The 24,052-nt window shown below is 31.3% G+C and carries 27 protein-coding genes; 5 read left to right on the top strand and 22 right to left on the bottom strand.

Translation table 11 applies throughout. The features are described 5' to 3' along the window. Nucleotides 1–10 precede the first annotated feature (10 nt). Genes EDD60_RS02365 through EDD60_RS02380 form a run of 4 tightly spaced genes read right to left on the bottom strand, consistent with a single transcriptional unit; the run spans nucleotide 11 to nucleotide 2,201 of the window. Complete coding sequence (locus tag EDD60_RS02365; protein ID WP_066446172.1) at nucleotides 11–628, bottom strand: HAD family hydrolase; 618 nt, start codon at nucleotides 626–628, stop codon at nucleotides 11–13. After that, entirely contained in the window at nucleotides 628–1,329 is a 702-nt protein-coding gene (gene deoD / locus EDD60_RS02370; RefSeq protein WP_066446174.1) for a purine-nucleoside phosphorylase, read from the bottom strand. Before deoD ends, EDD60_RS02365 begins: the two co-directional genes overlap by 1 nt. 14 nt (nucleotides 1,330–1,343) lie before the next feature. Further along, complete coding sequence (locus EDD60_RS02375; RefSeq protein WP_066446178.1) at nucleotides 1,344–1,766, bottom strand: YbbN family protein; 423 nt, start codon at nucleotides 1,764–1,766, stop codon at nucleotides 1,344–1,346. After that, the gene (locus tag EDD60_RS02380; protein WP_132226194.1) at nucleotides 1,767–2,201 is read right to left on the bottom strand and encodes a hypothetical protein; all 435 of its coding nucleotides are present in this window, start codon (nucleotides 2,199–2,201) and stop codon (nucleotides 1,767–1,769) included. A gap of 130 nt (nucleotides 2,202–2,331) precedes the next feature. Here EDD60_RS02380 and EDD60_RS02385 point away from each other — a divergent pair, with 130 nt between their 5' ends. From EDD60_RS02385 to EDD60_RS02400, 4 genes are all read left to right on the top strand, one after another. Further along, nucleotides 2,332–2,697, top strand: a complete 366-nt coding sequence (locus EDD60_RS02385) for a hypothetical protein (RefSeq protein WP_066446183.1) — start codon at nucleotides 2,332–2,334, stop codon at nucleotides 2,695–2,697. Nucleotides 2,698–2,710: 13 nt separating this feature from the next. Next, nucleotides 2,711–3,160 (top strand): NfeD family protein, encoded by a 450-nt coding sequence (locus tag EDD60_RS02390; RefSeq protein WP_066446185.1) that lies wholly within the window; start codon nucleotides 2,711–2,713, stop codon nucleotides 3,158–3,160. Further along, nucleotides 3,154–4,071, top strand: a complete 918-nt coding sequence (locus EDD60_RS02395; protein ID WP_066446188.1) for an SPFH domain-containing protein — start codon at nucleotides 3,154–3,156, stop codon at nucleotides 4,069–4,071. The genes EDD60_RS02390 and EDD60_RS02395 overlap by 7 nt, the downstream gene beginning before the upstream one ends. A gap of 67 nt (nucleotides 4,072–4,138) precedes the next feature. Then, nucleotides 4,139–4,474, top strand: coding sequence for a hypothetical protein (locus EDD60_RS02400; RefSeq protein WP_066446190.1), 336 nt, complete (start codon nucleotides 4,139–4,141; stop codon nucleotides 4,472–4,474). A gap of 35 nt (nucleotides 4,475–4,509) precedes the next feature. Here the strand turns inward: EDD60_RS02400 and EDD60_RS02405 are convergent, their stop codons facing one another. The 9 genes from EDD60_RS02405 to cdaA form a co-directional block, all read right to left on the bottom strand. Further along, nucleotides 4,510–5,316: an ABC transporter ATP-binding protein gene (locus EDD60_RS02405; protein ID WP_066446193.1), complete on the bottom strand. Its 807-nt coding sequence runs from the start codon at nucleotides 5,314–5,316 to the stop codon at nucleotides 4,510–4,512. A 10-nt stretch (nucleotides 5,317–5,326) separates the two neighbouring features. Beyond that, a complete protein-coding gene (locus tag EDD60_RS02410) occupies nucleotides 5,327–6,865 on the bottom strand; it encodes an ABC transporter permease/substrate-binding protein (RefSeq protein WP_066446196.1) in 1,539 nt (512 codons plus the stop codon). Between the two features lie 2 nt (nucleotides 6,866–6,867). Continuing rightward, on the bottom strand, nucleotides 6,868–7,470 hold the full coding sequence (locus tag EDD60_RS02415; protein ID WP_066446197.1) for a 4Fe-4S binding protein: 603 nt from the start codon (nucleotides 7,468–7,470) through the stop codon (nucleotides 6,868–6,870). A gap of 116 nt (nucleotides 7,471–7,586) precedes the next feature. Continuing rightward, a complete protein-coding gene (locus tag EDD60_RS02420; protein ID WP_066446200.1) occupies nucleotides 7,587–8,030 on the bottom strand; it encodes an Rrf2 family transcriptional regulator in 444 nt (147 codons plus the stop codon). A 124-nt stretch (nucleotides 8,031–8,154) separates the two neighbouring features. Continuing rightward, nucleotides 8,155–9,486 carry a HAMP domain-containing sensor histidine kinase gene (locus EDD60_RS02425; RefSeq protein WP_066446202.1) on the bottom strand — a complete coding sequence of 444 codons (1,332 nt, stop codon included), beginning with the start codon at nucleotides 9,484–9,486 and terminating at the stop codon, nucleotides 8,155–8,157. 1 nt (nucleotide 9,487) lies between these two features. Then, nucleotides 9,488–10,144 carry a response regulator transcription factor gene (locus EDD60_RS02430; protein WP_066446205.1) on the bottom strand — a complete coding sequence of 219 codons (657 nt, stop codon included), beginning with the start codon at nucleotides 10,142–10,144 and terminating at the stop codon, nucleotides 9,488–9,490. A gap of 79 nt (nucleotides 10,145–10,223) precedes the next feature. Next, nucleotides 10,224–11,573 carry a phosphoglucosamine mutase gene (gene glmM / locus EDD60_RS02435; protein WP_066446208.1) on the bottom strand — a complete coding sequence of 450 codons (1,350 nt, stop codon included), beginning with the start codon at nucleotides 11,571–11,573 and terminating at the stop codon, nucleotides 10,224–10,226. A 4-nt stretch (nucleotides 11,574–11,577) separates the two neighbouring features. Further along, on the bottom strand, nucleotides 11,578–12,990 hold the full coding sequence (locus EDD60_RS02440; RefSeq protein WP_066446210.1) for a CdaR family protein: 1,413 nt from the start codon (nucleotides 12,988–12,990) through the stop codon (nucleotides 11,578–11,580). After that, nucleotides 12,980–13,780 (bottom strand): diadenylate cyclase CdaA, encoded by an 801-nt coding sequence (gene cdaA / locus EDD60_RS02445; RefSeq protein ID WP_396627783.1) that lies wholly within the window; start codon nucleotides 13,778–13,780, stop codon nucleotides 12,980–12,982. Before cdaA ends, EDD60_RS02440 begins: the two co-directional genes overlap by 11 nt. Before the next feature lie 188 nt (nucleotides 13,781–13,968). Here cdaA and EDD60_RS02450 point away from each other — a divergent pair, with 188 nt between their 5' ends. Further along, the gene (locus EDD60_RS02450; protein WP_066446216.1) at nucleotides 13,969–14,535 is read left to right on the top strand and encodes a PduL/EutD family phosphate acyltransferase; all 567 of its coding nucleotides are present in this window, start codon (nucleotides 13,969–13,971) and stop codon (nucleotides 14,533–14,535) included. A 173-nt stretch (nucleotides 14,536–14,708) separates the two neighbouring features. On the opposite strand, the gene ilvD is transcribed toward EDD60_RS02450, so the two are convergent. From ilvD to EDD60_RS02495, 9 genes are all read right to left on the bottom strand, one after another. Next, nucleotides 14,709–16,343 carry a dihydroxy-acid dehydratase gene (gene ilvD / locus EDD60_RS02455; RefSeq protein WP_066446221.1) on the bottom strand — a complete coding sequence of 545 codons (1,635 nt, stop codon included), beginning with the start codon at nucleotides 16,341–16,343 and terminating at the stop codon, nucleotides 14,709–14,711. A gap of 11 nt (nucleotides 16,344–16,354) precedes the next feature. Next, nucleotides 16,355–17,734: a PTS galactitol transporter subunit IIC gene (locus tag EDD60_RS02460; RefSeq protein WP_066446225.1), complete on the bottom strand. Its 1,380-nt coding sequence runs from the start codon at nucleotides 17,732–17,734 to the stop codon at nucleotides 16,355–16,357. An 18-nt stretch (nucleotides 17,735–17,752) separates the two neighbouring features. Further along, nucleotides 17,753–18,031 carry a PTS sugar transporter subunit IIB gene (locus tag EDD60_RS02465; RefSeq protein ID WP_066446228.1) on the bottom strand — a complete coding sequence of 93 codons (279 nt, stop codon included), beginning with the start codon at nucleotides 18,029–18,031 and terminating at the stop codon, nucleotides 17,753–17,755. A 12-nt stretch (nucleotides 18,032–18,043) separates the two neighbouring features. Continuing rightward, complete coding sequence (locus tag EDD60_RS02470) at nucleotides 18,044–18,505, bottom strand: PTS sugar transporter subunit IIA (RefSeq protein ID WP_066446233.1); 462 nt, start codon at nucleotides 18,503–18,505, stop codon at nucleotides 18,044–18,046. A 3-nt stretch (nucleotides 18,506–18,508) separates the two neighbouring features. After that, nucleotides 18,509–19,141 carry a bifunctional 4-hydroxy-2-oxoglutarate aldolase/2-dehydro-3-deoxy-phosphogluconate aldolase gene (locus EDD60_RS02475; protein WP_207905281.1) on the bottom strand — a complete coding sequence of 211 codons (633 nt, stop codon included), beginning with the start codon at nucleotides 19,139–19,141 and terminating at the stop codon, nucleotides 18,509–18,511. A gap of 55 nt (nucleotides 19,142–19,196) precedes the next feature. After that, entirely contained in the window at nucleotides 19,197–22,007 is a 2,811-nt protein-coding gene (locus tag EDD60_RS02480; RefSeq protein ID WP_066446238.1) for a PTS sugar transporter subunit IIA, read from the bottom strand. A gap of 34 nt (nucleotides 22,008–22,041) precedes the next feature. After that, a complete protein-coding gene (locus tag EDD60_RS02485) occupies nucleotides 22,042–22,551 on the bottom strand; it encodes a flavodoxin domain-containing protein (protein ID WP_066446241.1) in 510 nt (169 codons plus the stop codon). A 101-nt stretch (nucleotides 22,552–22,652) separates the two neighbouring features. Continuing rightward, nucleotides 22,653–22,931: an HU family DNA-binding protein gene (locus EDD60_RS02490; RefSeq protein WP_066446243.1), complete on the bottom strand. Its 279-nt coding sequence runs from the start codon at nucleotides 22,929–22,931 to the stop codon at nucleotides 22,653–22,655. Nucleotides 22,932–23,030: 99 nt separating this feature from the next. Next, nucleotides 23,031–24,050, bottom strand: coding sequence for a threonine aldolase family protein (locus EDD60_RS02495; protein ID WP_066446244.1), 1,020 nt, complete (start codon nucleotides 24,048–24,050; stop codon nucleotides 23,031–23,033). Nucleotides 24,051–24,052: the final 2 nt, after the last annotated feature.

A 24,052-nucleotide genomic window follows, 5' to 3' on the forward strand; every position in this document is an offset into this window, starting at 1 on the left:
GGATACCGTCTCATTCTTCAAATTCTACGATTTGTCCAGTTTTTAATAAAATTCTTTTTTTATGTTTTACTAGTGACAACATTGGTAAATCTGAACGAGAATCTGAATAACCATAAGATTGTTCATAATCAATTTCTAAATGTTGAGCTTTTAAACAAGCTAAAATACGATTGATTTTTTCTTCCCCTTTGCAGTTTTTCCCAATAATTTCACTTGTTTCATGTTGATTTTTTCTTAATGTTTTTGTACCTAATAAACAATCAATAGGTAGTTCATTATATCGCATATAAGCTTCACAAGAAGCTGTACATAAAATTACAAAATACCCTTCTTGTTGTTTTTGTCTCATTTCTTCAACAACATGTGAATAATAAGTTGGAACAACTTCATTTTGATAAAAAACTTTTAATTGTTCATCATTCATTCCATCAATTGGAAATAAAATTGCTGATTTTGCTTTTTCAAATGAAATCAAATGAAGTAAAAACAATAAATATAAAATACCTACTTTGATAAAATATAAAGCATGCCAAGGATGATGTTTAAGATCATGCTTCAATAACAAAGCAATAGAATCACCCCTAGCAACAGTATTATCAAAGTCAAATAAAGCGACTTTTTGTAACATTAAGCAATCTCCAAAGCAATTTCCATCATTGCAGTAAATGTTTTTTCTCTTTCTTCTGGGGTTGTTTGTTCATCAGTCACCAAAGAATCAGAAACAGTTAATAAAGTTAAAGCTTTTTTACCAAGACGAGCTGCCGTTGCAAAAAGGGCATAAGATTCCATTTCAACTCCTAAACATCCCATTGAAGCCCACTTTTGTGTTGTTCCTTGATTGAAGTGATAGAAAATATCTGATGCTATGATATTACCAACATGATAATTCACATTCTTCTCTTTTGCATGAGCCACGGCTTTTTCTAATAAATCATATGAACTAATAGCTGAATATGTTCCTGGTAATTCAAATTGGTGAGCAAAGTTGCTATCAGTACAAGCTCCTTGTGCAATAATAACATCTCTTAAATGCACATTCTCAATAAGAGCCCCACATGAACCAATACGAATAATGGCTTCGACACCATATTGACTAAATAACTCATGTGAATAAATCCCAATTGATGGTTGCCCCATCCCTGAACCCATAATAGAAACTTTCTTGCCTTTATAAGTTCCGGTATAGCCTAACATATTTCTTACTGCATTAAATTGATGCACATCTTCTAAATATGTTTCAGCTAAAAATTTGGCACGCAAAGGATCTCCTGGCATTAAAACTGTTTGAGCAATTTCTCCTACTTGTGCTTGATTGTGTGGTGTTGACATAATAAATTTCCTCCTTAATGAAATGTCTTTCCTTCCTGAAAATAATAAACATCATTCAAATCTAATGGTATTTGACGATGCTGCAAGGCATCATCAATGGCTTCAATCATGAGTTGATCTTCATCAATTTCATAACCAAATTTTGCAAAGTATCCATCTAAAACAATAAATGGTACACTTCCTGAATTTTCATCAGCATAATAATCTTCTAATAAGCTACATGTCTTTGCATAAGCTTCAATTGAAGATTCTTCATCTATATCCATTTTCGTTATTTTCATTGAACTGCCATATTTTTCTTCAAGTTGAGGAATGACTGTTTCAATAAAAGAACGGCAAACTGGACAAGTTTTTGCATAATAAACATATAAATAGTATTGTGGCGTTTTACCACAACCGCTTAATACTAACAAAAGAACCAATAATAATTTTTTCATTTATGACTCCTTATATAAGAATCTCAGACCTCCAAGCTCTTGTCCTAATTCTTGATGAAGAACTGCCTTTTCAATATCTTCTACTAAATATTCTTCATCTCCAGAAGTATATCCTAGTTTTGCAAAATATCCTTCAACTGCATAAAATGGTCCATTACCATATAATGATTCATCAAAATCAGATAATGAATCAATGACCTTATCATAAATAGGCGCAGTTGCATCATCATCCAAATCATATTGATCAATTGTCAACGAATCACCAAATGTCTTTTCTAAATAAGGTATCGCTTCTTTTTTAAAAGCTTTACATTCACTACATGTATCAATATAAAAGAACAAAAGTGTAACATGTTGTTTTAAAGTCTTGGTAGGCACAGATTCACAGCCCCATAAAAATAGGATTGATAATAATATGACTAATTTTTTCTTCATCTTTTTCTCCTTTTTATCTATTATAAACTATCTTGATTTGATTGTATACCTCACACTTTTAATAAATTTATCTAATTTTGTTGCAAAAAAATAATTTTAATAATATAATGGTATTAAGGAGGGTGAAAGAATGAACTTTGAATGGTCAACAAATGATATTGCAACAATGACTCTAACAATTTATGAAACAAATTTAACTCTTAATAAAGCTGCATGTACACATTTTGAAGATGTCAATTATGTTTTATTAGGAGTTGATAAAAGTGCTAGACAAATTGGAATTAAACCTGTTTCAAAACAAGAGATAGATGATCAGATTTATCCAGAAAGTCAACTTCATCGGATTTCTCTTGGTAAAAGTTATGGGCGAATTTCCAATAAATCGTTTGTTTATGACCTCAGTCAGGAATTTGGATTAGATTTTGAAAACAACCAATGTTATAAGTATAAAGTCACATATGATGTAGTGCACTCAATTATGATTGCACAACTGTGAGGGAGGGAAATCAATGTCAATTACTTTTATTTGGACGCTTGTCCTAGTGATTTCAGTTATTGTCGAAGCGATTACCATTGACCTTGTTAGTATTTGGTTTGGTATTGGAGCAATTGCTGCTTTAATTGGTGAGTTCTTTGGTTTAAGTCCTTTTATTCAAATGGTCTTATTTACAATTGTTTCAATTATTTGTATTATTGTTTCACGACCACTTGCTAAAAAATATTTAAGAGGAAATACAGTAAAAACCAATCTAGATCGTGTTATTGGTAAACATTGTCTAGTTACTGAAACAATTACTGCCGATAATAAAGGTGAAGTCAAAGTGATGGGAACTTTATGGAGTGCAACAAGCTTAGATAACGAATATATCAAAGCTGGTGAATATGCAGAAGTTATTTCTATTGAAGGTGCTCATCTTATTGTTAAAAAAATAAATACGGGAGATGATAGATTATGTTAGATTTTATAGTGAATTATTTATGGCTTGTGATTTTAATTTTATTAGCTATTATTGTGATTGCAAGAACAATTCGTATTGTTCCTCAATCTTATGCTTATGTTGTTGAAAGAATTGGTGCTTATAACCGTACATGTAATGTTGGTTTACACATTCTTATTCCTTTATTGGATAGAATTGCCAACAAAGTCTCTTTAAAAGAACAAGTTATGGACTTTGCTCCACAACCTGTTATTACTAAAGATAATGTAACAATGCAAATTGATACAGTTGTCTATTTCCAAATTACTGATCCTAGATTATTTACTTACGGTGTTGTTAGACCATTAAATGCAATTGAAAATTTAACTGCAACAACTTTACGTAATATTATTGGTGACCTTGAATTAGATGAAACTTTGACTTCAAGAGATATTATCAATTCAAGAATGCGTTCTATTCTTGATGAAGCAACTGATCCTTGGGGAATTAAAATTCATCGTGTGGAAGTTAAAAATATTATTCCACCACGTGATATTCAAGAAGCCATGGAAAAACAAATGCGTGCAGAACGTGAAAGACGTGAAGCTATCTTACAAGCTGAAGGTAAGAAAACAGCTGCAATTTTAACTGCTGAAGGTAAAAAAGAATCTATGATTCTTGAAGCAAGTGCTGAAAAAGAAGCACAAATTGCTCGTGCTGAAGGTGAAGCTGAAGCATTAAGATTAGTTTATGAAGCGCAAGCTAAAGGTATTGAATATATCAATTCAGCTTCTCCAAAACAAGCTTATGTTACATTAGAAGGTTTCAAAGCTTTAGAGAAATTAGCTGAAGGTGAAGCAACTAAGATTATTATTCCTAGTGAATTACAAGGTTTAGCTAGTGCTGTCACTTCAATTGCCGAAATTGCCAGAGATCCTAAAAAAGAAAAGTAAAGAAATTGATGGTTTATCATTTTGATAAACCATCTTTTTTTGTTATAATGAAGAAGAAGGTGATTCTATGAATGAAAAAGGGACAAGCTTTTCTATAATGTTTATTTATATTGCTATGGTTGTCATTGGAAGTTCTTCATTGATTGATTTATCGCGTTCTTTTTCCTTTTTCTATATTTTAAAATTAATTATTGATTGTATTTTACTTGGAGGCTATTATCTTTTAATTAAAGAGAAAAAGATTGGTTTTCTTATTATGTGGTTATGCATTCCAATATTAATCTTACTCATTGGTTTATCTTTAAGCTTTCATCAAGTTATAACTATTATCTTTTCATATGAGTTTCTTTTGAATATTGCTGTCACATTAACAATTTTTCCAAAGTTAAAAAATATGAAATAAAAAATCTGTAACGTTTTATATGTTACAGAATTTTTTTATCTATGCTTAGAATATCCACTTGCCCCACTATATTTACAATCAACCAACTGATCATCAGGTAAATGACAAGTATGACGCTCTTTTTCTACCAATTGTTTTACAAAATCAGATGCTGGATGAGCTAAAAGTTCATGAGGTGTATCATATTGTTGAATAACTCCTTTATCAATGACTAAAACTTTTGTCCCAAGTTTCAAAGCCTCTGAAATATCATGAGTAACAAATAAGATTGTAATTCCTGTTTTTTCATAGATTTGTTTTAATTCAATCTGTAATTGTCCACGTGTAATTTCATCCACTGCACCAAAAGGTTCATCCATTAAAAGGATATCTGGTGAAGCAGCTAAAGCTCTAGCAATTCCAACCCTTTGTTGTTGACCACCAGAAAGTTCTAAAGGATAACGTTCTTTTAATTCTTCATCAAGTCCAACAATTTTCATCCACTTAGAAACAGCTAAATGTGTTTTTTCTTTATCTTTTTTATTAAGTAAATGAGGGACATAGGAAATATTTTGTTCAACTGTCATATGAGGAAACAAAACACTCCCTTGAATTGCATAACCAATATGACGACGCAATTCAGTGAGATTTTTATCATGAATATTTTTACCTTCCACTAAAATATCCCCACTCGTTGGTTCAATTAATCCATTAATCATTTTCAAAGCTGTTGTTTTTCCACAACCCGATGAGCCAATGATTGTCACAAACTCTCCTTTTTCAACTATAAGATTGAAATCTTCAAGTACAACTTTATCACCATAAGCTTTTTTAATATTTTTAAATTCAATAATTGTTTCCATTATTTACACCTCACTTCAAAAGATTCTTCTTTTGTAAAAAGTCTTTAGCAACATCTCTTGGTTCTTTACTATCCGTTTCAACCTCATAATTCATTTGAGCCATATCTTGATCAGTAATGAGTCCAGATAATTTCTTAAAAATATTAGATAATTCAGGATGTTTCTTGATAACTTCATTACGTACAACATTTCCACACATATAAGATGGATAAAAGTTTTTATCATCTTTTAACACGGTAATATTTGAAACACTGAGTTGTCCATCAGTTGTAAAAATAACCATAGCATCAATTTTTCCTTGATTAATAGCTTGATATTTCAAACCAATATCCATATCCATGGTTTTCTTAAAATGCAAATCATAAGTTTGACATAATGCATTATACCCATCTTCACGTTCAAAGAAATCATATTCAGCACCAAAAATCAATTGATTTGCGACTGTTTTTAAATCTGAATATGTCTTAAGATGATATTTCTCAGCAATTTCACGACGAACAACCAAGCCAAATGTATTATTAAAACCATACATCCCCATCCACTTCATATCTAAAGATTGATTATACTCATCTTGCATAGAATCAAATAAATCCTCAGTATAAATTCCATCTTTTTTTAAAACCATATTCCATCCCGTTCCAGTATATTCAGGATAAAGATCAAATTCTCCACTTTCCATAGCTGGTTGAATATTAGATGTTCCTCCACCAACCCCTTGAGTTAATTCAACATTTAAATTTGTATCTTGTTCAATCAAGAGTTTAAGCATTTCACCTAATACATATTGTTCTGTCATTGGTTTCGTCGCAATATGAATTGTATCTTGTTTTTTTCTTGAAACCACTGTCCCAATAACAATCACAATACATAATCCTATAGAAACCAATGCCATCACTTTATTTACTTTTTTATCTTTAATACTACGCTTGTTCATACGTTTTTCAATAAATCCTAGAAGCATATCCATAACTAATGCTAATAGGGCAATCAATAAACTTCCAACCATCGTCATAGCTGTATTATTGGTCGTGATTCCTCGATAAATAGCTACTCCTAAACCACCTGCACCAATAAACGAAGCAATCCCTGCTAAAGCAATTGTCATTGTCACCATATTGCGAATACCAGATATGATAATTGGCATTGCCAAAGGTAATTTAATTTTTAAAAGAATCTGTAATTTTGTACTTCCCATTCCTTTGGCTGCTTCTAAAAGAACGGGATCAACATTCGTAATCCCAGTATGAGTATTCCTTACCATTGGTAGTAAAGCATAAACAGTTAAAGCGATGACGGCTGTTGCATTTCCTATTCCCGAAAAAGGAATGAGAAATCCTAACATTGAAATAGAAGGAATTGTATATAAGAAATTAATGAATCCTAAAGTTGGTTTCGATGTTTTTTGAAATTCACTAATCAAAATCCCCACTAAACCACCTATTAAAACAGCAATCCCAATAGCAAGTAAAGAAATTTCTAAATGTTCCCATAATAAACTTAAAAAGAAATCCTTACGTTCTATAAAAATTGACCACATATTTTCTAACATGTTTATCCACCTCTTTTAACAATTGCCTTCACTGGACATTCTTCATAACATAAGCCACAATGTAAACAATGCGTTTGTGAAATGACAAAGTCTTTAATACATTGTTGTGGACAAATACGTTCACACTTACCACAATGAATACAATCTTCATTAATAATGAAACCTTTTTGTTGATAATCCTCATTTCCTAGAATAAAAGACTCTATTACAATTGGCTCTTTACCTAAATCAAAAAATTCACCTTCACCCTGCTCAATACAGAAAGCCTCAAGAATATATCGACTTTCACCAGGATACACATGATTCATACTTGGATTTTCTTTAAAAATACGATCAATCCATTCTTTTTGTTGGGATAATCTATAAATGACCCCATTTAATCTAATCATTTGAAAGGCTTGATTCATTCCTGTGATTGCAACATTTTCATTTTGTATCAATTGCTGATAAAAAGCTTTACCTCTAGCAGTACAAAAATATAATTTTTCATTTTCCACAATCATGACATCAATAATACGTACTTGCGGTTTCCCATTTTCATCTACCGTCGCAAAAGCAACATCTTTGATTTCACGTAATATATCTAAATATTTTTGAGCTTTCATTTTGAGTCCTCCATTCGTTGTAATCTTCTTTATTACAATTCGATTGTAGCACGCAGTTGTTGTAATGTCAACAGTTACATCATTATCAATGAAAAAACCTATATTCACGATATAGGTCATTGATTCTCTTTTTGTATATATGCTCGTGTATCTTTCAAAAAATCAGCTAATGTCATTTGACGCATTTCATCTTCCATGGCTTTTTGAATACAGTCCAATCTGCCATCCAAAACATGATGAATATTTTTACCTACAGGACAAGCTTCATTGGGATTTTCATGAAAATGAAACAATTCTCCATGATTTACACATTCTACCGCATGATAGATATCTAAAAAAGTAATTTCATCAAGTGGTTTAGCAATTGCAGCCCCTCCACTTCCTCTCGTTACTGTAATCAGCTTAGCCGCTTTTAATTGTTGTAATAATCTTCTAATCACAACAGGATTGACATTCACACTTGAAGCCAAAAACTCACTTGTTAGTTTGTGATCTTTTTCAAAAGTGTCAATACACGCAAATATATGGATAGCCATCGTAAATCGACTTGAAATCTGCATATCAAAACACTCCCTCCAACTCTTATTTTCATATCAAGTATAGCATAAGTCCGATGTACAAGCAAGTGTTACAACACTTTCAAAAAGATTCATTTTTTACTAAAGAAAAACCCTCTTACAAGGGTTACTCTTTAGTAAAAATAAAACTTACACCAACTTCTTGATTAACTGCTTTCACATCATAACTAAACATCGAAGCAATTTTACTTACAATTGATAATCCTAAACCAAATTGTCCTTTGACTCCTTTGACATAAGGATCAAATAAGAAAGGTAAAGTTTCTTCATCAATATGATCACCATCATTATATATCTCTAGAAACTTATCTTTTAAAGTAATATGAATTTGGCTTTTTGCATAACGTGTTGCATTTTCAATAATATTTTCAATAGCGACACGCCAATGTTCTTCATCTCCAACAAAACAAACATCTTCTAAATCTGCTTGTAAAGAAATTTCTGGTTTTAAAGCATCCATTTGTAAAACAATCTTTTCAATAAGTTGTTTCATTTCAAATGTTCCTAATTCATTATTTTCACCTTGTAGATAATCTAAACGATTTAAATATAAAAATGACTTCACTTTATGTTCTAAACGATTAGCATTTTCTAAAATAACATCCATTGAACTATTCTTATCTCCATAAGGATAAATATCATCTTTAACACTTTGTCCATATGTTTGAATCAATGCAATTGGGGTCTTTAAATCATGTGAAATATTATGAATCATTTCTTCCTTAATACTTTCTTGTTTATCCAAATCTTCTTTCATTTCAACCAAGGCTTTAGAAACAATTCCAATTTCATCACCACGATCAATATTTAATTCACTTTTCTTTCTATTTTTAATATCATCAATATAATTCTTAATTTTTTGTAAAGGCGTAATTAAAGTTAATACCCAAACAATCATCACTAATGCAAAAATGACAAAGAAACCATATTGAATATAAATAATTTGATTTCTTAAAGAATGAATTAAATCAGATGAATAATCACTATTGACAATAGAAATTAAATATTTTGAAGAATTATTATATTTTGTAATCATATAATAATAAGTTTCATCACCATATTGTCCTTTATCTTTAATTGTCTCTTGATTAGAATTTACAATCTTATCTAAATCATCACCAAATAAATGACTATATAAAGTCATAACAACATCTTGAGATAAGTTAAAATCAATAAACATATTTTGTTTTTTATCATAAATAATATGATATGTTGGTTTACTTTGTTTATTTGGCATATAGGAATCATTAATGACTGAATATTGTGATATCACTAATGTTTCATACATTTGCTTATCAATAATAGAACTTAAATTATAATCAACCAAAGGCATTAAAACAGCAACCAATAATAAACCGACAAAACTTAAAACAACAATCAATTGCTGAACAAGAGACAGTCTTTTTAAGAATTGAAACTTTGATAATTTTGCTTTCATATTAATCTAATCGATATCCAAATCCATAGATTGTTTTAATATTTAAATCTGGCATTTTCTTTCTTAAACGACGAAGTGTATCATCAACAACACGATCACTACCAAAATAATTTTCATCCCAAACCTTAGATAAAACTTGTTCTCTTGAAATAGCAATACCTTTATTCTTAATAAAATACAATAATAATTCATATTCTTTAGTCGTTAATTCAATTTCTTTATTATTTGATAAAACCTTACGTTTTTCTTCATCAATCGCATAACCATCAATATTAATCAAAGACGGATCATCTTTATAAACACGTTTTAAAACATTATGAATTCTTAAAATCACTTCTTTAATATTAAATGGTTTCGTAATATATTCATCACAGCCTTTTTCTAATCCAATAATACGATCAAACTCCTGATCTCTCGCACTCATAAAAACAATTGGCATATTAGGTTTACAATTTTTAATTTCATTTAACAAATCAAACCCACTATTTTTATCCAACATAATATCCACAATCCATAAATGGACATCATCATCTTTATGTAATAAAGCTTCTTCATACGTATAAAAAGAATAAACAATATATCCTTCTTTTTCTAAATAAGTTCTTACTAAATCATTTAAATTCTTTTCATCATCAATAATATTAATACGATACTTCACTTTTATCACCTCACTATCACTATATACAAAATATTGCCATATAATATGGCAATATTTTGTGATAATATGTGAAACTGTATTATTTTTCTACTGCATATCCTTTTTCTTTAATTACATTAACGACTTTAAGCACATTTTCATGACAAACTTCATCGCTCTTAGCTTCAACCATAACTCTTACTACTGGTTCTGTTCCACTTTCACGAACTAAGATTCTTCCTTCATCACCTAATAATTCTTCAACTTCTTTGACAGCCTTTTGAACATCAGGATCTTCTTGGGCTTTTTTCTTATCAGTAACACGAACATTGATTAACAATTGTGGATAGATTTCAACTGCTTCAGTTAATTGAGCTAAAGTCTTTTTATTTTCTACCATTGTTTCCATAATCTTTAATGATGTTAAAATACCATCACCAGTTGTTGCATGTTTTGAGAAAATAATATGTCCAGATTGTTCTCCACCAATACAATGACCATTTTGAACCATATTTTCATAAACATATTTATCCCCAACAGCAGTCTTTTCATATTTAATTCCAGCTTTATCAAGTGATTTATATAAACCAAAGTTACTCATAATTGTTGTAACAATTGTATCATTAACAAGTTCTCCTTTAGCTTTCATTTCTAAACCACAAACATAAAGAATTAAATCACCATTAACAACTCTACCAAATTCATCCACAGCAATACATCTATCAGCATCACCATCATATGCAAAACCAACATCTAATCCATTTTCAACAACATATTTTTGTAAGACTTCAATATGTGTAGAACCACAGTTTGTATTAATATTTGTTCCATCAGGTTCATTATTAATCACATAAGTCTGCGCACCTAAAGCATCAAAAACACTTTTAGCAATTGCACTAGATGAACCATTCGCACAATCTAAACCAACTTTTAAATCTTTAAAAGCACGTGTAGGAATACTCATTAAATATCCAATATAACGATTTCTTCCCATTGCAAAGTCTACTGTTCTTCCAATCGCATCTTTTGTCGCATATGGAATAGGATCAGTTAATCCATCAATATATTGTTCAATTAAATTTTCAATCGTAGCCTCTAACTTATGCCCCTTACCATTAATAATCTTAATTCCATTATCATAATAAGGATTATGTGAAGCTGAAATCATAATACCACAATCAAATTCTTCACTTCTTACCACATATGATACAGAAGGTGTTGTTGTTACATGTAATAAATATGCATCTGCACCACTTGCGGTTAACCCAGCAACCAGCGCATATTCAAACATATATGAACTTCTTCTTGTATCTTTCCCAATTACAATTCTAGCTTTGTGATTACGAGAGTAATACCATCCTAAATATCTCCCAACTTGAAAAGCGTGTTCTACAGTTAAATCAATATTCGCTTCTCCTCTAAAACCGTCTGTTCCAAAATATTTACCCATTTTTCTAATTCCTTTCAATATTAATTGTCACTTTAGATGATGATAATAATTCAATCTTTAATTTCTCATCATCCACTGCAACCTTGACATCAGCCTTGTTAGTTCCAAGTTTTAATTTATCAATATCAATAGTTGCTTGTATATTGTCAGCTGTTAAAGAAGCTATCTTAGCTTCTGTTCCAGTCACTGAAACAGAGGCATATTGGCTTTCTCCAGCAAATGACACCTTGTACTTTCTTTCATTGTTTAGGACTTGAATTGGTATCTTATCAAATTTCTTAGTAATAACCTTTTCAACTTCAACCGTCACATCAATTGCACTTGTTGAAAACTTATTGATACCATTTTCCTTCTTCAATGAAACATTACTAATGGTTGTATTTGACTTAAGATTTGTAACATCAACATCAACCTGTACAACCGCAATATCTTTAATCTTATCTTCAACACCATAAATTGTCACTTCACTTTGTGACAAAGTATAATTAGAAACTTGATATCCCGTTGACAAATCACCGATAAAATGTGCTTGAATTGGGACACTCTTACTATAACTAGAAACATTACATTTCACATGTACCTTCTTAGGTGAAATCTCAACCTTCACTTCTTTTCCACTATTATCATATGCTTTAATATTGGCATTTTGTTCAAAAGATTCTTTTTTATCTGTCACATCAATACATGCCTCAACTTTAGCAACACGATCTAAGGTTTCTTGACTTGCATGTAAAATAACTGTCTCTAAACTCATTTCTTCAACACTAACTGAATATTCACTATCCATTTTATCTTCATTAATAAAACGATATCCTAAATCATAGACACGTTCTTCTTTTGGTGATAATTTAATCTTCACTAAATCTGGAACAATCATAACTTTTAAGGTATCAGGGAAATTACGTGATTTTAAATTAATCGTATGTTCTCCCTCACTTAAACCTTTAACATCTAAATAAATTTCATAATTTTTTGAAAAATTTGTTTTATAAATATCTAATGATGGTCCAATTAAACCAACTGTTACCTGTTCAGGTACTCCCGAGATTTCTAATGATTTATTTAAACCTTCTATTTGCACAGGAACATTATCCAATGTTGCCCCTGAAGTTGGATTGGCTAAATTATCTTTTCCTCCACTACTTCCTGCAATACTCCAAAATAAAACACCAGCCATAATGAAAGATAAAACCATAATACTCATTTTACTAGATAAGATTTTATCTAAAGTTTTATTAATATAATTATAAAAACGTCCTACTGTATCAATCGTCTTAGTCTTGGTTGTATTAATATTTTCTTTTGTTGGACTATTTTCACGACTGTTTTTTTCTTTTTCCTTTTGAACAACTTTCAAAAAGAATTCAGTTGTTGAATCATGAATATCTTTATGATCTTTTTGATGTCTAGGACTCATGTTTTTGCCCTCCTTCATCATCAGATTTAAACCAATTCAATTCATTAACAAGAGAAGCTCTTAACTCCTTAGTAGGAATTTTTTTAAGTTCCCCATTCATCGCAAATGAAATGGTTCCGGTTTCTTCACTAACAACAACGGTTAATGAATCTGTTATCTCACTAATCCCAATCGCAGCTCGATGACGAGCCCCATACTTAGGGCTTAATTCTTTATTTGTTGGTGGGTAAAATGCAGCCGCACAAACAACCCGATCCCCTTGAATAATCGTTGCCCCATCATGTAAAGGTGTTCCTTCCCAAAAGATGGTTAAAAAAAGTTCACTTTTAATATCGGCATTTATACGCGTACCGGTATTGATATAATCTAAAAGTGATTGGGTTCTTTCAAATGTAATCAAAGCTCCAGTTTGTTCTTTAGATAAAGTTGTAATCGCACTAACCAACTCATCCATTAATCTTTCTTTTTCATCATCACTGATTTCTTTTTTTAAGGTCATCTTCGTTTGACCCATTTTTTCAAGTAAGGTTCTAATTTCTGGTTGAAAGATAATAATAATTGCTAAAACACCCCAATTGATAATACTTTCTACCAAATAATTTAAAGTTGTTAAACCAAGTAAACTCGTTAAAAGTTTAACAATTAAAATAAAAAGAACTCCTTTAAATAATTGCATTGTTTTGACATTTGTTTTAAACATTGATATCAAATAATACAAAATAAACCAAACTGCAATTAAATCTATTGAACCTCTAATAAAGTTAACAATATCACTCCAGTTAACAATCACTATCAATCACCTACATTTCTTTTCTATTATAACAGTTTTTACTTCAAAATAAAATGCCACAGTTTTCATATAATGAAAAAACTCTTGTTAAATTTTAACAAAACAAAGATTTTGTACAAAAATATCGCAAATTCCTTTGCAAAATATAAAAAAAGTTGTAATATATTTATGGAAATAGGAGGATTATTATGGGAAAAACAATTTTAGTCGAAACTTCTGCTAGACACGTACATTTATCTCAAGCAGATTTGGAAACATTATTTGGTAAAGGGTATACATTAACAAACAAAAAAGATTTATCTCAACCAGGACAATTTGCATGTGCTGAAAAAGTTACTGTTGTAGGACCTAAAGGAGAAACAAAAATGTCTATCTTAGGACCAACTCGTAATGCAACTCAAGTAGAAGTATCATTAACAGATGCAAGATCACTTGGAATTAAAGCATTAGTGAGAGAATCTGGAGATATCGAAGGAACTGAAGGATGTAAATTAGTAGGACCAGAAGGAGAAGTTGAAATTTCTTGTGGTGTGATTGCTGCTAAACGTCATATTCATATGACTCCTGCTGATGCTCAAGAATTTGGGGTTAAAGATAAAGATGTTGTCAGTGTTGAAGTGACTACTGATGGACGTTCATTAACATTTGGAGATGTTGTTTGTCGTGTTAGTGATAGCTATGCTTTAGCTATGCACATTGATACTGATGAATCAAATGCTGCTGGTGGACCTAGTCAAGGAACAATCATTAAATAAAAAGAGTTATATTAAAATAACCAGAAGATAGAAAATCATTTCTACTTCTGGTTTTTATTTGTTTATCCTTAGTTTTATCTACTTTCGAAGGGATGTAGAGAAATTATATGAATTTTTTAAAATATAATGTAGACAACAAACTAAGGATATCCGACTTAATCATACCCCTATGATTATTTTAAAACAGCACCTGTTTTGGCTGATTGAACAAGTTTTGCATAACGTCCTAATAATCCTTTTTCAGCAACTCTAACTAATGGTTTAAAATTCGCACGACGTTTTTCTAATTCTTCATCACTGATTTGTAAATGAATCATATTTTGATTCAAATCCACATGAATAATATCACCATCTTCAACCAACGCTATAGTTCCCCCAACAGCTGCTTCTGGACAAAGATAACCAATGCTTAATCCACCACTGGCTCCAGAAAAACGACCATCTGTAATAATTCCACAATGTGCAATACCTTTCATAATCTCAGTAATACGGTGTAATTCTTTCATACCTGGCCCACCTTGAGGACCTTCATAACGTACAATCAGAGCAGTGCCTTCTTGAATTTCATGACGATGAAAAGCTTCATAACATTCATCTTCACTATTAAACACTCTGGCTTTTCCCGTAAAGACATGTAAATCTTTAGGAACAGCACTGGTTTTGACCAATGCCCCTTCTGGAGCTAGGTTACCATATAATACTTGAATTCCATTCGTAATAGATTGTTCATCATCCATAGTACGAATAATCTCACGATTTATCTCTATCTTGCGATTTAGATTTTCTGCTAATGTCTTACCTGTACAAGTCATGACATCTTTTTGTAAAGTAGATTCAATGGTTTTGAGGATAGCTGGAACTCCCCCAGCCTGATATAAATCAACACAAGTTAAATTTCCATTAGGAACAATATTACATATAACTGGGACTTGTGAAGTGATATGAGCAATTTCTTCCCAAGTAACTTCTAAACCTAATTCATGAGCAAGGGCAGGTAAATGAATTAAGGCATTTAATGATCCCCCGATTGCACTTAATAATTTAATTGTATTATTGAGTGCCTCTTGACTCATAATATCAGATGGCTTAATATTCTTTTCTACCAATTCCATTAAACGAATACCACTTTCTCTTGCACTAAAGCGACGCATACTGGTACTTGATGGATATAAGGCCCCATTGGGCAACATCATTCCTAATCCTTCACATAAACAGCCCATTGTATTGGCAGTTCCTAAAAATGGACAAACCCCAGGACCTGTATAATATTTTAAAGTTCCTTCAATAACTTCACGTTCAGTCGCTTCACCACGTAAGAATCTTTGTCTTAATTCTTTAGACTCATTAGGCTTAATTTCAGCATAACATGGTCCCGCTGTAACAATGATGGAAGGTAAATTAATTCTTGCGGCAGCATTTAACATACCAGGAATAATCTTATCACAGCTTGCTAAATAAACAACTCCATCAAAAACCCCTTCACCAACAATCATAGCTTCACATGAATCCGTTATAATATCACGATGTGGCAAACAATAACGCATACCAGGATGACCTTGAGCAATCCCATCACACATAGCAATAGTATTAAACTCAATAGGTTCACCACCAGCTTCTAAAATTCCTTTTTTTACTTCCTCAGCCAATTTTTTCAAAGGTTCATGGCCTGGACAAACTTCATTCCAACTATTCGCAATTGCAATCAATGGTCTTGATTCTAAAGCATCAATAGATACTCCCGCACTTGCCAAATGTGCTTTTGAAATAGCACGTTGAAATGGTTCTAAACGATCAATAGCTCTTTCCATAATCTTTCCTCCTACATGTCTTCTTCACATTCTCCAGCATATTCTTCAATTTTCTTTTTACCAACAACTTTTTCGACAAAGAACCAAACAGCAATGAAAACAATAATTAAGAGTGGAACAAAGACAATTGGATTAGATACAAAGCTTTCAAAGACTAAGAAACTTTGTGTTAAAGATGTACCAGCAAATGATGTAATTAAACCATCAAATTTCAAACCAGTTGATAATGCTAAACCTGTTAAAGCATGAGTTGTTAAAGTTCCAGCATATAAGATAGCTGCCATTTGAACAATCCCAATCAATAAACTTCTAAACAAATTACCTCTTGTAACAGCAACAATCATCGCAACCCTAAAAGTAATAACCGCTAAATCAGCAAATGGTAAAACACGATTTCCTGGTAAGATAGCTGCTAAAGCAATTGTAATTGGGGTTAAGATTAAAGCAGTTGTAATAACATTTTGATTACCAACAATAACTGCTGAATCTAAACCAATGTATAATTTTCTACCTTTGAATTTTTCAGAAGTAAACTTCTTAGCAGCTTCAGAAATAGGCATTAAACCTTCCATAAATAAAGAAGTCATCTTAGGAATTAAAACCATAACTGCAGCCATATTGACACCTAAATTTAAGATAGCTGCTAAATCATAACGCGCTAACAATCCTAAAATACATCCTAAAATCAAACCTAACATGATTGGTTCACCAAAGAACCCTAAATATTTTCTTGCACTTTTAATATCAAAATTAATTTTATTAACCCCTGGAATATGATCAATGACCCAATTCAATGGAGCGGCAATAATCAATGATGAAACTGAAGATACAGTTGGCAAAGAAACATCTGGAATCCCAAAATAATGTTCAACAAATGGAGCTGACCAATCTGATAACTTAAAGGTAATAATTGCCATAATACCTGAAGCTAACAAACCTAAAGCAACATTTTCAGTTACAAAGTAAACTAAGATACCAACAATTGCCATATGATGATAATTCCAAATATCAACATCCATTGTATCTGTTAACTTTAAAATTAACATAATAATATTAATCGCTAAAATTTCAAAAATGATGAAGGCAATAATTGGTGAAGCCCATGTAACTGAAGCAATAGCACCCCATCCAACATCAGTAACATTTAAATTAATCCCAAAATTAGTAACCATTGCCTGAGCAGCAGGTCCAATATTTGTTTTCAATAAATTAACAACTAAATTGATACCAGCAAAACCAATCGCAATTGTTAAACCAGCTTTAAATGATTTTGATAACTTGACTCTAAAAACTAATCCAATAATTGTAATAATAACTGGTAACATAACCAATGATCCAGCATTTAAGAAAAACTGAAAGCCTTGGTATATTGCATCAAAAAAACTATTCATATGTAGACTCCTTTCAAATTATCTTAAATATCCTAATATTTTTTCAAAAGTTGCTTCTTCATTAATCCCTGTTAATAAAGCAATAGCTCCAACAATAGGTGTTGAAACACTATCATCTTTAAACTTTCCAGATGTAACAACTAAATCAAAATCAGCAGCTTTACTGGCAACTTCTAGAACTTTACATTGGGTAACATGAATCGCAATTCCTTCTTTTTCACATCTTTCTTTAATCTTTGAAGCGACAACTGTACTTGTAGCAATTCCATTGCCACATGCAACTAATACTTTTTTCATTCCTTTTTCCTCCTACAGCAAATATTTTTTTATTGTTTCATAAATTTCTTTTTGATTTGATGAATGAACAATTGATTTTACAACATCTTGATTTTGAATCAAGGCAACAACTTTTTGTAACATTTCAATATGTCCATGTGGTAATGTCAATGCTAGCATGACAACTAATTGAACATCAATCATCACATCTGGTTCATCCATTCTGGCAAATTGTGTGGGTTGTTTTAACACCCCAACACAAATTGAACCTTGATTAACATTGGCTATATCACAATGGGGAATCGCAACATTAATAGCTTCTGTGAATAATCCGGTTGGATAATTTTTTTCACGTTCTATAATTGCTGGATAATAGCTGTCTTTAACATATCCTTTGACTTGTAATTGATCAGCCATTTTCTTTAAAACCTCATCGTGATTTAATTTTTCATCTATAATGAGAACTTGCGTTTCATCAAAATGAATACTATCCATTATTTAATCCCCCCAACTTATTTGTTGAACAAATGCTAAAATAGACTTCTTAAGATTTTCTTCATTTGCATCTTCAATATCTTTTTTATCAAAAATTCCTGAACCTATTCCAGCAAATCTCGCCCCCGCATCAAAATAATCTTGAGCATTTAACCCATTGATACCACCTACAACCATCAATGGAATACGACCTAATGGCGCCATAACATCTTTAATATATTGTGGTGTCAATCTTGCAGCTGGAAAGACTTTCACAATATCTGCACCATTTTCTAATAATTCTTGAATTTCACTTGGTGTCATGGCAGCTGGTACAGTTATAACACCGTGTGCATGACAATAGTCAATAATTTCTTTTGACAATTTTACTGGTGATAAAACAAACTGGGCCCCCGCTTCAACAGCTTCCTTTGCTTGTGCTAAATTCATAACCGTTCCTGCTCCAACACATATGTCTTTTCCAAATTCATCAGCTATTTTTTGAATCGTACTCGCAGCATCATCACTATTCATCGTAATCTCAACAGCCTGTAACTTTGTCCCTACCATCTGTTTAACAACGGCTCTAACACTTTCATAACGATAACCTCTTAAAATAACTGTGACCTTAGGAAAACTCTGATTTTCTTTTATCAAATGAGTAACCCCCTTTCGTCTATTATTTTACTTGACAAAAGGGGGTTTTGATTGACTAATACTGTATTAACATAAATTTTTCTAAAATATCTTCTTGACTTGTACAAAGTTTTAAGATTTGCATAAACGAAGGCTCTCGCATTTGCTTATATAGCTCCTCAAAAGCTTCAGTTTGATCTTCTTTTAATGCCAAAGTAAATACAAAATCAACAAAGTTTTCACCATCCCAACAGACAGGTTTGTCTAATTTTGTAATGTGAATGACTGGTTTTGTAACATATTGACTTTCACCATGAGGAATCCCAATTCCTCCCTGTAAATAGGTTGGTAACCAGGCTTCTCTTTTATAAACACTTAAAAGATAGTTTTCATCAACACAATTGGCTTCAACCATCATAGCCACTGCATTATCAATAACTTCTTCTTTGGTATAATTTCCTGAAAGAATACTAATACATTGTTGATCTAAGACTTCTAATAAAGGATTATAGATACCTAAATATTTATAACAATAGGTCTTTAGAGATTCAAACCCTTCTTTTTGATAGACTTGTTGTGATGTATAGAATGGTATATCACTGATATGTGGATCTAAAGTTCCAACTATTGCCATAATTTCATATTTTTGATTAAGGTCTTCGATTCTTTCCATTAAAGATATTTCATCAACATAACCTAAATGAAGCCATTTGACATCTTTAAAAACCGACTCAAAACGGACCTTTAAATAATTTTCTAATTGAATAGCTGCTCCTTCACCAGTCACACAACAAGTTAAAATCGCTTTAGCTCTTTCATGAATACGATTTTGATTTTGATAGATATGTCTGGTTTCTTTAATGTCTAAACTTTCAACAATCTCATCAATCGTTTCATTCGTCCATAATGTCTTTCTTAAACATTCAATCACCATCAACGTATCACAACGCCCTAAAACACCTACTGCTACACCAATTTCCTTTTCCACACGCTCACCAACCTGCAATAGCGAACCCATATCAGCCAAAATAATGCACCCTTTGCCTTGATCAATCTCATGGACTTTCGCAATAACCTTATCTGCCATGATTTTTGGTGAATCAGAAAATTCTAAATCCAAGCCGACGGCATGATATTCACCCATAATCATATTTGCAGTTTGAGCCATGGCACTAGCCACATGACCATGTGATACAACCAAAACTGCAATCTTTTTTTGATTATCATAGTAGCGACTTTGAAACTTTTGAAAGTAAATAGCAAGAAAACATGTTTCTTCTTCAGGATGTTGTACAAGTATTTTCTTTTGTATATTTTGAATCATGTTTTTCGCAATTAAATATTCTTTAGGATTATTTTGTTTGATTTTATTGATTTCTCTTACAAAACGTGCTTTTTGATGAACTTGTCTTTCATTCATCATCTTTAAATGAATAGCTAGTGGAAAAATCATAGAATCACTTAAATAAGGCAATTCTTTTTTAGCTTTATCATATATGTACGAAGAAAGTTCTAAAATCGTTTTCCCAACAATTGCTGAAATTTCATCTTTACTCATCTTGGATCTTTCAACATTATGAATCTGTTTAGATAAACTCATTTCCATTTCTTCAACCAAAACATTTCCAGCTTCCTGATCACTTAATCCCTGAGCTTTTAATTCATCAAATTTTTCATCAAGTAATTCATAAATATCCCATGAATCGGTAATATCCGAACGAGTTAAGACACTATGACCAGAAGAAGCAAAAATCATGTCACCACGAATCAGCATTCTTGTTTCACGATTATGAGCATAATAAGTACTCTTTAAAGCGTCAGATAGATTATCAAAAGTCACAATCATACTATTTTCATCACTGATTTTTTTATCTAATAAGGCTTTTGCACAAGAGACTTTAATTTCATTTTGAACTTGCTGAAAATTATCAGGAAAAGGATAGGATAGTAAAGTATAAAGCGCTTCTTTTTTAACCGTAATATCATCATTTAAACATTGACTTTCATTTTGAAAACATTTTTGAATATAGGCAAGTTTTTCTTTCATTGGTCTTTGTTCAAAGGAAGGAAGCTGTATCACCATTGAAAAATTTCTTTGATAATCTTCTATAGCTGTATTTAAAGTTGCAATAATCATAGTAGAACTCATAAAGATTTCTGGATTATCTAGTCTTTGAAATTGTCCTGTGTTTAAATACTTCAATAACATTTCTTTGCCTTGAATGGGAAAAGAATCAATTTGATTTAAACAAATAATTCCCTGATTCATTGTTTCTAATAAACCTGCTTGTTGTTGATATCCAAAAAGTTCCACTAATAACTGTTTTTCATTATGTTTATAATCTTGACAATTTATCTCATGGCAATAAAAATGTTGTTGATATCTTTCTAAAGTCTGCGCATAGTTTAAGACTTCTTTAATGAGCGTTGATTTTCCTGTCCCCACTTGTCCAACATATAAACAATGCATCCCAAAAGGTGGATATATCAAAGCTGCTAAGGCACGATTAATAATGTTTTTAAGACTTCCATCATAGCCTATGATGTGAGAAAAAATAGGAGTTGATGTAGTATTTTGAGTTTTACTTAAAGTTAATTCTTGACGAATTTTACTGACTGCATATTTACCAATGACAAAGTATTGATCATTTAATTTTTTTGTTAGTTGACGATCACTGATTTGTGGTTGAGCTTTAATGATTTGAAGAATGGCTTTATGAAGTTCACTTTTTCTTCTTTCTCTAGAATCTGGGATTTTTAATTCTTTTCTAATGTTTGTTACAATTTCTCTTGATAAATCTAATATTTCAGCTATTTTTTCATCAGTATAGGGATTCTTTTTATCTTCTGTTTCGATACAATGTCGAATTAATTGTCTCGTTTGCATCATCTTCCTCCTTCCTCACAAAAACCGTATGTCATCATACGGTTTGTAATATTCGTTGAATTTTTTGAGCAAATATTTTAATTTCCTCATCATTGAAATTTTGAAAAATATCTTTATCTTTTTCTCTTTGAATTGCAGGTGTTCTTTTATTCATAACCTGAAGAATCATTTTTTCAGTGATTGACAAGTCTGGATAATAAAGGGCTCCTCCAACCCCAGCAATCACCTGAATATCTTTTAAGATATCAAAAGAAAAAGCCTGTGTAACAAAAGTCATAAATTCACTTTGCAAAATCCCTGTTACATATAAACAATAATGCTTAGAAATCAATAATTCTTGATGATTATTAATAAAATGTACAATATCCTCATCTAACTTTCCATAATAAACTGGAGTCCCAACAATAATCATTTGGGCTCTTTGTAATGTTGGATAATCAATATCATTGATATTCATCAAAATACAATCTGATAGATACTGTGATAAGACTTTAGCTATTTTACGTGTTGCTCCATGTTTTGTTTTATATACAATGACATTCATTTTGATCATCCTCCTATCTATAGTGTACATGAATTTCTATCAATAAGCACGCAATTTATTCTATAGATAGAAAAAAAGTGCTTATTAAGCACTTTTCATGATTATTTTCCGTTAATAACGTTCTTTAAAGCAGAACTAGCTTTGAATGCAGGAGCTTTACTAGCAGCAATAGTCATTGTTTCACCAGTTCTTGGATTACGCCCTTCTCTTGCTTCTCTTTGTCTTACTTCAAAAGTTCCAAATCCTTTTAAAGTAATTTTGTCTCCAGCTTTTAATCCATCAGTAATAGTTTCTACAAAAGCATTGATAGCAGCTTCAGCTTGAGTTTTTGTCAAACCAGCACTTTCAGCAACTTTTTCTACTAATTCAGTTTTGTTCATTACAATATCTCCATTTCTATGTAAATTTAGGGATTCACCCTATGTAGTATTATAATACAATTTACAAATATTGTACAGTTAAAAGGATGATTATGTGATTTATAATTGTTTGATAAATTCAACAAATTTTTCAACTTCTACTTTTGGGGTTGCCCATGAAGTGACTAAACGAACACGCATTTGTTGATTATCTAATGGCTGAATATGAGTGACTAAATAATGTTCTTCAATTTGAGCTAAAACATCAAGTGGTAAATCAACAAAGACTTGATTAGTTTTTGAAGGTAAATATAAAGGATATCCTTTTGCTTTAAATGCTTCTCTTATATAATCAGCCATTTGATTTTCATGACGTCCAATATCTTCATAAAGATGGTCTTTAAGTAACGTATAGAATTGAATTCCTAAAAGTCTCCCCTTAGCAAGCATGGCACCTTTATGTTTTAATTGATAACGGAAATTCTCTTTAAGCTCATCATTTAAAATAACAATGGCTTCGCCAAACATTGCTCCCATCTTTGTTCCACCAATATAGAAAACATCAACATTTTTAGCAATATCAGCTAATGAAGGAGCATCATCTAAAACTAAGGCACTTCCAAGTCTTGCACCATCTAAGAAAAGATATAAACCATTTTCTTTGGTAAAAGCATGAATATCTTCTAATTCTTGTTTTGTATAATATGTTCCTAGTTCTGTGGTTTGAGAAATATAAACCATCTTAGGTTGAACCATATGTTCATCAGGATGCTGTGCTAGGATTTGTTTAATCATTTCAACTGTGACCTTACCTTCTTGATGAGGTTTCGTAATGACCTTATGTCCAGTTCCTTCAACAGCTGCTGTTTCATGAACATTAATATGCCCTTCATCACTTGCAATAACACCTTGATAATCTCTTAAGGCATGTGAAATCACAACTAAATTTGCTTGCGTTCCTCCAACAAGAAAATGAACATCAGCAGACGGTTGATTTATTCTTTTTAAAATCACTTCTTTAGCTTTTTGACAATAATCATCATTTCCATAACCAACTGTTTGTTCCTGATTTGATTGAATCAAAGCTTCTAAAACTTGAGGATGTGCTCCTTCACTATAATCATTTAAAAAACTATACATAT

This window comes from Longibaculum muris, assembly GCF_004343035.1.
GTDB classification, from domain to species: domain Bacteria; phylum Bacillota_I; class Bacilli_A; order Erysipelotrichales; family Coprobacillaceae; genus Longibaculum; species Longibaculum muris.

Bases quoted from the DNA above. Each gene is read 5' to 3' on its own strand.
- EDD60_RS02365 (WP_066446172.1), bottom strand. From the start codon at position 628: ATGTTACAAAAAGTCGCTTTATTTGACTTTGATAATACTGTTGCTAGG.
- deoD (WP_066446174.1), bottom strand. From the start codon at position 1,329: ATGTCAACACCACACAATCAAGCACAAGTAGGAGAAATTGCTCAAACA.
- EDD60_RS02375 (WP_066446178.1), bottom strand. From the start codon at position 1,766: ATGAAAAAATTATTATTGGTTCTTTTGTTAGTATTAAGCGGTTGTGGT.
- EDD60_RS02380 (WP_132226194.1), bottom strand. From the start codon at position 2,201: ATGAAGAAAAAATTAGTCATATTATTATCAATCCTATTTTTATGGGGC.
- EDD60_RS02385 (WP_066446183.1), top strand. From the start codon at position 2,332: ATGAACTTTGAATGGTCAACAAATGATATTGCAACAATGACTCTAACA.
- EDD60_RS02390 (WP_066446185.1), top strand. From the start codon at position 2,711: ATGTCAATTACTTTTATTTGGACGCTTGTCCTAGTGATTTCAGTTATT.
- EDD60_RS02395 (WP_066446188.1), top strand. From the start codon at position 3,154: ATGTTAGATTTTATAGTGAATTATTTATGGCTTGTGATTTTAATTTTA.
- EDD60_RS02400 (WP_066446190.1), top strand. From the start codon at position 4,139: ATGAATGAAAAAGGGACAAGCTTTTCTATAATGTTTATTTATATTGCT.
- EDD60_RS02405 (WP_066446193.1), bottom strand. From the start codon at position 5,316: ATGGAAACAATTATTGAATTTAAAAATATTAAAAAAGCTTATGGTGAT.
- EDD60_RS02410 (WP_066446196.1), bottom strand. From the start codon at position 6,865: ATGTTAGAAAATATGTGGTCAATTTTTATAGAACGTAAGGATTTCTTT.
- EDD60_RS02415 (WP_066446197.1), bottom strand. From the start codon at position 7,470: ATGAAAGCTCAAAAATATTTAGATATATTACGTGAAATCAAAGATGTT.
- EDD60_RS02420 (WP_066446200.1), bottom strand. From the start codon at position 8,030: ATGCAGATTTCAAGTCGATTTACGATGGCTATCCATATATTTGCGTGT.
- EDD60_RS02425 (WP_066446202.1), bottom strand. From the start codon at position 9,486: ATGAAAGCAAAATTATCAAAGTTTCAATTCTTAAAAAGACTGTCTCTT.
- glmM (WP_066446208.1), bottom strand. From the start codon at position 11,573: ATGGGTAAATATTTTGGAACAGACGGTTTTAGAGGAGAAGCGAATATT.
- EDD60_RS02440 (WP_066446210.1), bottom strand. From the start codon at position 12,990: ATGAGTCCTAGACATCAAAAAGATCATAAAGATATTCATGATTCAACA.
- EDD60_RS02450 (WP_066446216.1), top strand. From the start codon at position 13,969: ATGGGAAAAACAATTTTAGTCGAAACTTCTGCTAGACACGTACATTTA.
- ilvD (WP_066446221.1), bottom strand. From the start codon at position 16,343: ATGGAAAGAGCTATTGATCGTTTAGAACCATTTCAACGTGCTATTTCA.
- EDD60_RS02460 (WP_066446225.1), bottom strand. From the start codon at position 17,734: ATGAATAGTTTTTTTGATGCAATATACCAAGGCTTTCAGTTTTTCTTA.
- EDD60_RS02465 (WP_066446228.1), bottom strand. From the start codon at position 18,031: ATGAAAAAAGTATTAGTTGCATGTGGCAATGGAATTGCTACAAGTACA.
- EDD60_RS02470 (WP_066446233.1), bottom strand. From the start codon at position 18,505: ATGGATAGTATTCATTTTGATGAAACGCAAGTTCTCATTATAGATGAA.
- EDD60_RS02480 (WP_066446238.1), bottom strand. From the start codon at position 22,007: ATGCAAACGAGACAATTAATTCGACATTGTATCGAAACAGAAGATAAA.
- EDD60_RS02485 (WP_066446241.1), bottom strand. From the start codon at position 22,551: ATGAATGTCATTGTATATAAAACAAAACATGGAGCAACACGTAAAATA.
- EDD60_RS02490 (WP_066446243.1), bottom strand. From the start codon at position 22,931: ATGAACAAAACTGAATTAGTAGAAAAAGTTGCTGAAAGTGCTGGTTTG.
- EDD60_RS02495 (WP_066446244.1), bottom strand. From the start codon at position 24,050: ATGTATAGTTTTTTAAATGATTATAGTGAAGGAGCACATCCTCAAGTT.